Source organism: Tolypothrix tenuis PCC 7101 (assembly GCF_963874875.1).
GTDB classification, from domain to species: domain Bacteria; phylum Cyanobacteriota; class Cyanobacteriia; order Cyanobacteriales; family Nostocaceae; genus Aulosira; species Aulosira tenue.
The window spans coordinates 3,230,122-3,242,380 of record NZ_CAWNJS010000001.1; the positions used below are offsets into that span (position 1 = coordinate 3,230,122).

7 protein-coding genes are annotated in these 12,259 nt (G+C 43.2%); all 7 read right to left on the minus strand.

All coding sequences use genetic code 11. The features are described 5' to 3' along the window. Positions 1–512: 512 nt before the first annotated feature. On the minus strand, positions 513–4,400 hold the full coding sequence (locus tag AACU25_RS13185; protein ID WP_096576293.1) for a PAS domain-containing hybrid sensor histidine kinase/response regulator: 3,888 nt from the start codon (positions 4,398–4,400) through the stop codon (positions 513–515). A 601-nt stretch (positions 4,401–5,001) separates the two neighbouring features. Then, entirely contained in the window at positions 5,002–7,530 is a 2,529-nt protein-coding gene (locus AACU25_RS13190; RefSeq protein WP_096576297.1) for a glycoside hydrolase family 31 protein, read from the minus strand. A gap of 160 nt (positions 7,531–7,690) precedes the next feature. Beyond that, the gene (locus tag AACU25_RS13195) at positions 7,691–8,023 is read right to left on the minus strand and encodes a hypothetical protein (RefSeq protein ID WP_096576299.1); all 333 of its coding nucleotides are present in this window, start codon (positions 8,021–8,023) and stop codon (positions 7,691–7,693) included. A 2-nt stretch (positions 8,024–8,025) separates the two neighbouring features. Then, positions 8,026–8,382: a hypothetical protein gene (locus AACU25_RS13200; protein ID WP_096576301.1), complete on the minus strand. Its 357-nt coding sequence runs from the start codon at positions 8,380–8,382 to the stop codon at positions 8,026–8,028. Between the two features lie 71 nt (positions 8,383–8,453). Next, positions 8,454–9,668 carry an NRAMP family divalent metal transporter gene (locus AACU25_RS13205; protein WP_096576303.1) on the minus strand — a complete coding sequence of 405 codons (1,215 nt, stop codon included), beginning with the start codon at positions 9,666–9,668 and terminating at the stop codon, positions 8,454–8,456. A gap of 4 nt (positions 9,669–9,672) precedes the next feature. After that, complete coding sequence (locus AACU25_RS13210; RefSeq protein WP_190445973.1) at positions 9,673–10,086, minus strand: hypothetical protein; 414 nt, start codon at positions 10,084–10,086, stop codon at positions 9,673–9,675. A 641-nt stretch (positions 10,087–10,727) separates the two neighbouring features. After that, complete coding sequence (locus AACU25_RS13215; protein WP_096576307.1) at positions 10,728–12,008, minus strand: multidrug effflux MFS transporter; 1,281 nt, start codon at positions 12,006–12,008, stop codon at positions 10,728–10,730. Positions 12,009–12,259: the final 251 nt, after the last annotated feature.

A 12,259-nucleotide genomic window follows, 5' to 3' on the forward strand; every position in this document is an offset into this window, starting at 1 on the left:
TCCCTTGTAAGTGGGGAGAGATAGTCGCCCCATCGCATAGGGCATGGGGCATTGGGCATTGGCAACATCTTTCCTATGTCTCGCAAAAATAATAAAATTTTGAAAAAAGAATGTGACCGATGAGTAGTAGGGGCACGGCACCAGTAAGATAATTGAATGTACCAAAAGATTGTAGATGCCGTGCCCTTACCAAGAATTTATCGGTTGCAAACATGATTTGAATTGGTATAAGTGATATTTTTAATACAAAATGAGGGCAGGCAAGATGCCTACCCCACTAGAGATTGAGCAGATTTAAATATTTTTTGGTTAAGGAGAAAAAGGGGAATGGGAAAAGGGAAAGGGGGAAAAGGTTAAAGGGGAAGGGGAAAATACAAAACTAGGACTTACGCACTGAAAGCTGAAACCCCGATCCCCCCTAACCCTTAACAGGGGTTGGGTGATCTGAGTGCGTAAGTTCTATAAATTCCCCCTTACCCCTTCCCCTTACCCCCTTCCCCTTTCCCCTTTCTTTACCCCCTCCCCACCAGGCTAGCAACGACTGTGGCTAACTCTGCTGGTTCGATAGGCTTAGGTAAATGAAGCTGATAACCTTCTTGAATGGCGCGCCTTCTATCTTCAGCCCTTGCATAGGCGGTGAGGGCGGCGGCGGGGATATTTCCGCCTTGTTCTGGGGGAAGCGATCGCACTTTGCGGATGAAGGAGTAGCCGTCTTCCTTTGGCATTCCAATATCGCTGACAATGACATCAGGTTGCCACTGGCTAATTAGTTGCATTGCTTCTGAGGCGGATGCGGCGGTTTGCACTTCGGCTTGTACTTGTTGCAGGACGGTGGCGATAAATTCTCGGCTATCGGCTTCATCGTCTACAATCAGGACACGTACGCCAGCTAGGGAGGAGTTGAGGAGTAAGCTGGAATCTGTTTCGCTGCTTTGAGGTAAACAAATATCTCCTTTAGCTATTGACAAAAGTGGCAATTTGACAGTAAAGGTTGCGCCTTGCTGTTCGCCTGGGCTATCAACTTGGACTGTACCACCATGCAATTCGACTAAATGACGGACAATAGCTAATCCTAGCCCCAATCCCCCATGCATTCTGGTACTGGAACTGTCTGCTTGGCGGAAGCGATCGAATACGTAAGGGAGAAATTCAGCACTAATGCCAATTCCGGTGTCGATTACTTGAATTAGCGCGTAACTAGTTAAATTACCTTGGAATTTTGCCTCAATTTTACCTAACTTGATGTCTACCTTACCGCCTGGAGAGGTAAATTTGATGGCGTTGGAAAGCAAATTCCAGATAATTTGTTGTAAGCGTTCCGCATCGCCAGATACTAAAAAGTCCGCATCCAGCTTTTGTACTGCGTTTAAATCGCTGAGGCTATAGGTTTTGTGGCTATTTTCTTGGATAGTAAAGTGCAAATCGATTTCTTTGGCTTGGGCGGCGAGGTTGAGAGTTTCTAAGCCTGATTTAATGATGGTAATCAGATTGCAAGTCGCAACTGTGAGGCGCAATTTACCTCTAATCATGCGGGAAATATCCAGCAAGTCTTCAATTAGCTGGGTTTGCGCCCTGGCGTTGCGTTCGATTGTTTCTAGGGCTTTGGCTGTTTGCGTGGGGTTGAGGTTGCGGGAACGCAGCAATTGAGCCCAACCGAGGATGGCGTTGAGGGGCGATCGCAGTTCGTGGGACAATATCGCCAAGAATTCATCTTTCATGCGGTTGGCTTCTTGTAATTGCTCTGTTTGTTGCTGCAAGGAACTAATTAACCGGGCGCGTTCCATTGCGATCGCAATTTGATCGCACACTGCTTGCATCATCCCTTTTTGATTTTCTGTGAAGCGGGTGCGGGTGCGGGAACCAAAGGATAGGGTTCCTAAAACCTGTCCTTGTGCTATCAAGGGGTAACTAAAGTAAGCTTTAATCCCGATAGAGCGAATCAATTCTGTTTTGGGATCGGTTGATTCTTGGACATTCTCTAATGCTGTTTGACAACGGGTTTGGGCGGTAGTACCGCATACGGCTGCACCCACTTTCAAGTATTCTATTTCCTTTGCTAGTTCTGGGGTAATGCCTGTGGATGAGGCGAGATGCATGACCCCAGAGTTATCTTCAATTAAATAGTTTAGGTATAAATCTAAGTTAATTTGCTCGGCAATTTTGCGGAATAAACTATCAACCAAAGCCACAGGGTTCTGGCTGGATAATAATTCATTGGCGGTATGGAATAGTAACTTTAACCGTTGATTATTAATCGATAAGGCTTTTTCTACATCCTTAATATTAGTAATATCTTGGAACACTAATACACAGGTAGCGGGATAACCATGCATTGCTGGCATAGTATCGGCATATATCAGTAAGGAACGCACACCTTGGCTGGTATGCCAGTCTACTTCCAAACCATGCAAACGTTCTCCCCTAGCAACGCGCACCCCTGGCATTTGCTCATTGGGAATGCGATTGCCATTGGCATCGGTGAAATGGTAATATTTATCGTATTCTAATGCTGGAATATCCTTGGGAAATTCTCCCCCAGCTAGTTCATCAGCTGCACGATTGGCGAAGGTAACTTTTGCTGTTCCTGGTTCAATAAACAGCAATGGCCTCGGCATGAGGTTGAGTACATCTTCTAGCCATCTTTGCTGATTTCGCAGCACTTGGGCGTTTTGCTTGCGTTCTGTAATATCTAAAAATGCCCCAATGCAGCCTCTAGTATTCCCTTCTTCGTCAAATAGAGGTGCAACATACTCCACTAATGTCAAGCTGGTGCCATCTGCCTGCAGAATATCAAATTCATAATCCAGTACTTCTACACCGTGAATTGTGCAGTACTGCATGGGCAGTTCGTCAATGGGAACTTCTTTACCTTCGCGGTAAACTTTAAAACCAGGTTTTTCGCCTATTGGGGCAATTAATGAGGCGTTGTTATCTGGGGAAATTCCTAATTTTTTGGCGAAAGCGGGGTTTACTTTGATATTGCGGCACTCTGGATCTTCAGCTATGCCAATGCCTATGGGAATGACATCAAGTAATGTCTGTAACTCCGTAACGCGGCGCTGGAGATTTTTATTGAGTTCTACTATTTGTTCCCTGGCTTGTTGGCGTTCGCTCAAGTTAATAATAAACGCCACAGCTTCGTCACGGTTTTCTCCTGTGAGTACAAAACCGACATACACGGGAATCAGACTACCATCTTTGCGGATATATATTTTTTCGTATGGCGTACAAGTACCGTTGGGATTGGCTTTGGCTTCGGCGATATGTTCCTCATCTAAATGCAGATATTCTGGGGGTGTGATATTACTCCAACTAACTTTCCCAGCTAATAAATCTTCTCGCGTGTAACCAACCATCGCCAAAAATTCATCGTTCGCCTGTTGGATACCGCCGTAAATATCGCCAAACAAAATCCCAATAACATTTGCGTCGAAAAAGCTTTTGAGTTTTTCTTCGTAAAATTTGAGTTCACCTTGAACGCGATCGCGCTGACGACTGAGGCGTTCGACAACAGTTGCGCTTTGCCAGATTAAAATCACAAAAATCACCATAATAATTATGGCAAACAGCGATATGGCAAAGGCTGTATCATAACCGCCAGCTTTTTGTCCCTGAACAATTAACCACCCCAGTAAAAAAGGTACTGCGATCGCCGCCAATAATAACCGCCGGGACAATAAACCACTGTCGGTATTGCTTGTGATTACTCGCATTAATCCTTGGTTTGGATGTGTCCACATAATTCCCAGACACAGCACAATAAATGTCAGTGCTGTGTGTATCGCCATTGAGGTTGTGTAACGGGTTCCATATAAAATGTTGACTTGATAGGCATAGCCAATCACCGCCTGCAATGAAATTAAACCAGCTATAAAGGCGAGAATTTGGGCATACCAATAGCTACGGTGGGTTTTTTGATGCACCAACAACTCTAATGCTCTCCCAACTAGCATAAAGTTGAGTGCAGTGTTGAACCCCATTCTCCCTGGATGTACTGTCAATAAAGCATGGGGTGCATCACGGAATAAAAACTCGTCAATTCCGAGATTTCCCCCAAAGACATATTGCAAAACTGTTAAGAAACCAATTAATGTGACTGCTACCACACACAGCCGAAAACACCAATGGTAGAGAGTGCGATGCTTAACACCTTGATTGAGATTTAATTTCAGGGCTAACCACAGCGACACGCCAGATAGGATTAAACCTACGGCTGTATTAGCCTTCATCGTTACTATGTTGCCATAGCAGCCACATTTAAGAAATTCAATGTCAAAACTCCAACCAACGAGTACAAATACACCTACAACGATGGCGATCGCACTGCTTACTTGTACTATTAAAGAGTTAAGGGCGGCTGGAGCGAGAACCTGCAAACGCAAGCGGTTTACTTGTAACACGTAATTCGTAATTCGTAATTCTTAGTTCGTAATTAAGAAAGTATTTAGAGTTTTTACTCTATCTTTGTGTGAAATGCAATTACGAATTTTTCATGTTGTTTTGGGGTTAACATTACTAGCGATATATGCTACAGGTAGTTGACGCAAAGTTTCATCTACCTATATACATATTTTATTATTTCAGAGGTAGGACAAAAGAATTTTAAATTTTAAGAAATCTATACTGAGATAGATTTTAGGGATTTCCAAGAAATAAATTATTCCATCTTGTGGGGCGGGCATCTTGCCCGCCACATAAACTGGGCGGACAAGATGTCCACCCCACAATAAATACTGGGATATTTTTTTATATGGAAGTCCCTTAGGAAATAATTTGAAAATGGGCATGGGGCATTGGGCATTGGGCATCGAGAAACACCATAAGTCTTAGGTAGGGTGTGTTACGGCTATTAATGGATATGGGACACAAAGACAATTAAATTTAGCCGTAACGCACCGCCGCAGCGATGGTGCGTTAAGCGCTAGTAAAGCATCATCTTTCTCGGTGCCGTACTCTCTGCTAACGCACCCTACAATATCAGGGTTACTTTATAAATCATCTCTAAGCATCAATTTCTGAGAATTCCCAGCGATAACTTCCCCCATCATCAGTAAAACTTTTTTCGCCCACACCCACTAGTTCCACAATGACTTCTCGCTGTGGTTGTTTCCAATTTCCTTCACGTTGATGAATTTCGACAATTGTTTGATTTGCTTGTGTAGATACAGTGATTTTTCTTAAGGAAAAATTCTGATTTTCTGCATCGTTTTTACCGTCATCTTCAAACAAAACATATTCATTATTTCCAGGCCAAATACGTAAATGTAATTGGTCAATTGGCTGCTCATCTACATATTGCCTTACTGGTTGCATGGGAATAATTGCACCACCCCGGACAAACAGTGGCATTTTTTCTAATGGTGCATGGGTAAGAATATGGGTAGGGCCTTGATAACGCTCATTACTCCACCAGTCATACCAAGTGCCAGCAGGTAAATAAACAGCGCGATATTCCACACCCGGGCGATAAATCGGTGCCGCCATCAGCGAAGCGCCCAGCAAAACCTGATCGTAAAGCGTGTAGGTTGTGCGATCGCACGCAAAATGATAAACTAAGGGTCTTAAAATCGGAGCGCCTGTCTGTGCCGCTTCCCAGAAAAGATTGTAGATATAAGGCAATAGCTGATAACGCAGATTAATATATTCTCGACAAATATTTTCTGTGCGATCGCCAAATACCCAAGGCTCATGACGCGCCGTAGACATCGCCGAATGTCCGCGCATCAGTGGGTACAACATCCCCACCTGCATCCACCGCGCGAATAACTCCGCCGTTGCATTCCCCGCAAACCCCCCAATATCGCAACCCACAAACCCCACACCCGAAAGCCCCATATTACAGAGCATGGGTAGCGACATTTCCAAATGTTCCCACAGCGATTGGTTATCGCCCATCCACACCGAAGACCAACGCTGCACCCCCGCATAACCAGAACGCGTCAACACAAACGAACGCTCTTGCCGATGACGCTGCAACCCCTCAGCACAAGCCCTCGCCATCATCAACCCATACAAATTATGCACCTCCAAATGCGTCACATCATTTTTGAATTTTGAATTTTGAATTTTGAATTCTTTCTCTCCCTCATCTCCCTCATCCCCAGTCCCCAATCCCCATTGCCCCTTATCCCCAGAGGGGGCCCCGAGTTCCCCAGTCCCCAATCCCCAGTCCCCAGTCCCCAGTCCCCAGTCCCCAATCCCCTCATCCCCCTGCGGCGCATCCAACGGAAACCAAATCTTCTCTCCCCCATCCCCAAAGGGACGGTTATCAATAGCAGGTTCATTCATATCATTCCAAATCCCTGCTATCCCGATATCAGTCAGGCTTTTTTGTAAATCGCCCCACCACTGACGCACATCAGAACGTAAAAAATCGGGAAAAACAGATTTTTCCGGCCAAACATAGCCGTGAAACAACCTACCATCAGCTTTACGGACAAAATAATCGTGATTTATCCCCTGATCGAAAACGTGATAATTGGCTTCCGGTTCATACTTCACACCCGGATCAATAATTGTCACAGTTTTAAAACCATCTTTAGCCAAATCACTTACTAACTTTGCGGGATCAGGGAAACGTTGGGGACTCCAGGTAAAAACACGATAACCCCGCATATAGTCAATATCTAAATGGATGACATCGCAAGGAATTTGACGCTGGCGAAATTCTCGCGCCAGTTCGCGCACCACAGTTTCCGATTCATAACTCCAGCGACATTGATGATAACCCAGCGCCCATTTTGGCGGTAATGGCATTCTCCCTGTTAGCTGCGTATATGTACGCAAAATATCAGCAGGTTCCGGGCCATAAATAATATAGTAATCTAACTCATCTCCGCGCGTTTCCATCTTCCAAACACCGGGTTTTTCCGCGCCAATATCAAACTGACTCCAAAAAGTTGTGTTAAAAAAGATGCCATAGCCAACATCTGGACGCAAAGCCATAAAAAACGGAATGGCTTGGTACATTTCATCAGTCAGCGCATCGTAATCTAAAGCATCCGTCGTCCAATTAGTTTTAACTTCGCTGAGTTTATCGAGAAAACCTGTGCGTTCGCCAAAGCCATAAAAATGCTCATCAGCAGCAATTTGCTTCCAAGCTGCAACCGCACCCAAACGCCAACCCATCCCCATGTCTAAATTATCTTGGGCAAAGGGACGATTAGCCTTGTCAAAACAGACGATGCGACTCTCTTGCTTTTGTAAGCAGATACGAATTTGCTCAGTGGTAATTTCTACCGCTGCTTCCGTATCTTGCACCTCAAAAGGAAATGTCGGCCATTGCGAATCATCCAACGCCACCGCCCAAGCACGACGAGGTATAAATTCTCCTGTAGGTGCAAGCCTAACCCGCAGCAAATTGGGTGCAAGTACACTAATTTTCAGCCGCGAATTACCACAATCAAAATCAATAGTGCGATCGCCTTTGGCGCTGCGCTCCGCGCAATCGCGCCAATGTACACCTTGTACACTACCAATAGTTGTCCAAGGTTGGTTAGTTGTGGGTAATTTTCCAAAATATTGTGGCATGGGGACTGGGGATTAGGGACTGGGGACTGGAAATTGGGGAACTCGGGGCCCCCACGACCGCAGGGAGTGGGGATTAGGGGTAATGGGGATTGGGGACTGGGAATTGGGGACAAGGAGACAATCCCAATTACCAATTACCCAAATCTTGTACAGACGCGATTCATCGCGTCTCCGTCTCTGCGACAGCCTTCAACTCTGCTAAACTACAACGCAAACGCGGTTGATCAGGATTTGTCAAATCGAGTTTTTCCCAGGGGACTGTATAACCACCGTGGATTTTACGCGCGCCTAAGAGATGCAGAATTCCTAAACCGATTGTCCAGGCGGATAATCTTTCTAAAATTGCAGCGTAGCCAATAAGATATTCTTGAACAACCCAATCTTCGCCTTGGGGTTCGGCGCGGACTTCTTCAATGCGTCCAATTGCTTTACCAGTGGAGTCTAAAACCTGTTTACCAAGTAGCAATTCCAAATGAATTTCTTGATCTGCCACGATTATTCTCCTGGGATGCGTTGGATAATGCGATCGCGTAGCCATTTTTCATAGGCTAATGCTGGGGTTGCTTCGGCTTCTAAATCTACTTCCACATCAATCCCCACATCTCGCACCTTAGAGAAGGGAATCCGAAATGGTTGACTATGTTTAGCACCCCATTTAGTGGCAATTGCTGCTACCCAATCAGCCAAATTCGGATGTAACCTTCGCGCCAGGGTAGTTACTCCCACTTCTATATATGTTAATCTTGGCGCTTCTCCATCCCGCAATTCCATAACAATCCCATCAACCTTACCCATTTTGCGTTGATTGTGGTCTACCAATTGATTATCCAAAACATCTCTAATAATATCCATATTCTTACACTCTTCTTTGCGCCTCTACGTGAGACAAAAAATTTATGCAAAATTAAAATTATCTAATAAGATTACCCTCCTATAAATTCCAAAGGAATCGCCACAATCGCCATCACAAACGCCAGCACAATTGTAAATATCACCACACCATTACTAATCCAGCCATTGCGATATTTACCTACATATAATTTATCGTTCATTAACACCAAGAATGGCACAATCACCGGAGGTAAAATTACTGCTGTAATCGCCATAGAAAATAAAGTTAATTGTAAAGGGTCAATCCCAAATACCATTAATAAAGATGCTAAAAATACAAATACTGTATACACCAAACTAAACCGCGCTGCATCTTTAGGTTTGAGATTTTCGCCCCAATTCCAACCAAAAGCTTGAGCCACAATATAAGCAGTATCTAAAGTCACTTCCAATGCAGCACCAAAGCAAGCAATTCCCAGCGATAATGCAAATAAAACAAAACCCCAATAACCCAAAGAATCTGTCAACATCAACGCTGCTTGTTCGTAACTATCAACCTCAATTCCTTTAGGTTTTAGTACCAGTGCCGCCACAATTAGCACCCCTAAAGATACAATACTACCAAAGCCCATACCCAAACTAGCAACGGCACGATTTACGCCAATATGTCCTTCATCCCATTTATCTTCAACTGCCCCAGATGAGTAAAAATAAAATAGATAAGGGCTAATTAATGCTCCTAAAATACTGACTGCTATAAATAAATAATGTGCAGTATCTTCTTTGGGTAATGTCGGTAATAAACCGCTACCAATTTCTGTAAGCGATGGATGTAATTTAAAAGTTGCGAAAACAAAGACTAAGGTAATTAACCCCAATAAAGAAATACCATTTTCAATTAATCCAAAGGTTCCTTTCCACAGTAGCAACCAAATAGCAAAAGCCACAGGTAAAGCAAACCATTGAAAACTAATTCCGGTTAATAATTGCAGTGCAATACACACGCCGCCGATTTCTGCTGCTAATACCAGAAAATCAACAATAATTTCTGCAAATAAAGGCAGAACATAAAAGTTAAACCCAAAGCGTTCCCGCACTGCTGCTGCTAATGTATGCTTACTAACAGCCGCTAATCGCCCAGACATTTCCACTAGAAAAATTACACAAATTGTTCCTAAAATAATCACCCAGATCAGTTGAAAGCCATAGATAGATCCCGCCTCTGCTGCTGTAGCGATCGCACCTACATCCAGAAAGCCGCCTATACTGGTAACAATGCCCAATGCTATTTCCAAAATTTTCTTCATAGCTTTATTCTGGTTTAGTCTTGAGTTGTTTCAGTGCTTGGCTTTCTACTGCTAACTCGCTCAGTAATTTCTGCACTTCTGAACGATTTTTTTGAGCAATCGCTGTAGAAATTTTTTCTGTTTTATCTGCTAATCGTAAAACATTATCTACAATTCCAGATTTATCATTTGTTGGTATTTTTTCTATATTCTCTTTTTCTTTCACAATTTCTTCTTGAGCTTTTTTCAATGTTGTTTGAGCATATTTATTTGGTACATTATCATGTATCCATGCATCACCCACCATATAAGCTGTTGCTGACCAAGAAGAGACATTTTGTATGTCCTTATTTAGGTCTTTATTAGCAGATTTATTGCTACAAGACACTAAGCCTATCATTATTAATAGAAAATTACTTAGTAATATAAATTTTCCCATTTTGCTATTTTTAGATGAATAGTAATTGCATATAATATATTTTTGGCATTATGCTGAGAGTTGTGTACATCTCTCTAATGAAAGATTTTAGAAATACACATCAAGATAAAAATTAAATTTTGTAAAAATATTTAGCTATTATCAAACCAGCTTTTACCAAAAATATCCCCGACTTCTCCAAGAAGTCGGGGATATGCATCATTTACCAAGTTGATAAAAACTGTCTTAAAAAGACACTCATATTTCATGAATTTGTAAAAAATTACTAATCAAAAAAATAAAATCTGATTATTGCCAGAAATAATGAGCAAAATAAAAACTTTACCAATTAAATTTTCTATTTATATTAACTAATACTATATTTAAAAATTTTGGAATTTTAATTATAATAATTTCTGCATTTTGCAAACACATCCCCATAAAAGTAGATTTATGCTTCTATCGCAGTGTAGATACATGATAAATAAATAAAAGTTTACACTCTTAATTAAGAATGTGCTGGAAGTAACTTTTCAAGTAAGTTCTGGTAAAGGTCGAAGATATACGAAGGCCTAGGAAGACAAGGAAAAATACAGCTAGTAATTTTTCCTTGTACCTTTTCTTAGAATTCATTGTTAAAAGACCCTTCCCACAGCGATTAATTATTTTATTTGGAAGTCCCTACCCTTGTATAGTGCTAATCGGCGTTCTGCGGGACGTGCCAATATTGTGTAGGCGGCGTAAGAAGCGATCGCAAATATTGCCATCACACCAGACATAGCGATGACTTTGTCAACACCTTCGGTGAACGCACTGTGTCCATCATAAAGGAAAGCTACTAACCCACTTGCTATGGAACCACCTAGCATTTGCAAAAATCCCACTACGGCGGCTGCAACTCCAGCACTTTCTGGTACTGGCTGGATGGCACCATGTATGGCATTGGGTGAAATTATGCCACGACAAAAGGTAACCAGCACCAACAACGGCATGAGTGTAGCAACTTGCGCCGCACTACTCATGGATATTACAACCAATGCCACACTGCAAATGACACCAAGGATTAAGCTAATGCTGAGTAATCGTGAAGGTGGCACACCTTGCATACTCCAGCGCCCATTTAAGAAAGAACCCACCATAATCCCAAAGGCGGTTGATGCAAATAGCCAACCATAGACTGTAGTGGAAACACCGAAAACATTGAGCATCACCAATGGCGAACCAGCGACGTAGGCAAACATACACCCAAAGTACAGGGCATTTACAAGGGCATAACCCAAGCAAATAGGATTGCTGAGAATATACCAGTAATTCTTAATCAGCCGACGTGGTTTAATCGCATTGGCATGACGCTGGGCTATAGATTCACTCAATCCCAACGCCACAGCCATGACCAGCAGTAATCCTCCCACAGCCAGCACAGCATAAATTGCCCGCCAAGAAGCATAGGTGTACCCCGCCACAGGTAGCGCCAAAATCCACCCACCAATTGTAGGCGCAATCATTGGTGCTGCACTCATCACCAAGTTGACATAAGAAAGTTGTGCCCGTGCTTCTTGTCCTTCAAATAAATCTCGGACGATCGCTAAGGTTACCACCATCCCAGCACCAGCACCAGCACCCTGAACTAAGCGCCAAGCAATCAAAGTCTCAATCGATGGTGCTGTAGCACAGACTGCACCAGCTAGGGCAAATATCCCACAGCCTGCGAGTAAAACTGGCTTACGCCCATAACGATCAGAAAGCGGCCCAAAACCAAGTTGTGCGATCGCAAAACCCAGCATAAACAAACTCAGGGTTAATCCCACCGTGCCTGATGATGTTCTTAGCGCTGCACTAATCTGAGGGAATGCTGGCAGTCCCATATCGATTGACAATGGCGGTAGTGCAGAAAGCGCCCCCAGCAGGATTGTAAAGCCTAGAGATTTGGGTGGAATTCGCATTTTGTTAGCTCGCTCAAAGTCTATGGGTAAACTCAGCTTTTCATTACCTTGTCAGATAAATGAAAATTTCAGCGAACACCCATCTCATTTGCAGCTTAAATTCTAGCAGTCTCTTGGGGGTAGGCTTGTCCGTGCCATCCTATGGCTTTTATTTCCCCATCAATAAAGTTACAGAATCAGAGTATGCAGTCTCAAACCTAACGACTAAAACAGCCTTGAAATCCTTCCCAATGACAAATGACCAATGACCA

Coding starts and splice junctions, on each gene's coding strand:
- AACU25_RS13210 (WP_190445973.1), bottom strand. CDS start 10,086: ATGGGAAAATTTATATTACTAAGTAATTTTCTATTAATAATGATAGGC.
- AACU25_RS13200 (WP_096576301.1), bottom strand. CDS start 8,382: ATGGATATTATTAGAGATGTTTTGGATAATCAATTGGTAGACCACAAT.
- AACU25_RS13215 (WP_096576307.1), bottom strand. CDS start 12,008: ATGCGAATTCCACCCAAATCTCTAGGCTTTACAATCCTGCTGGGGGCG.
- AACU25_RS13190 (WP_096576297.1), bottom strand. CDS start 7,530: ATGCCACAATATTTTGGAAAATTACCCACAACTAACCAACCTTGGACA.
- AACU25_RS13205 (WP_096576303.1), bottom strand. CDS start 9,668: ATGAAGAAAATTTTGGAAATAGCATTGGGCATTGTTACCAGTATAGGC.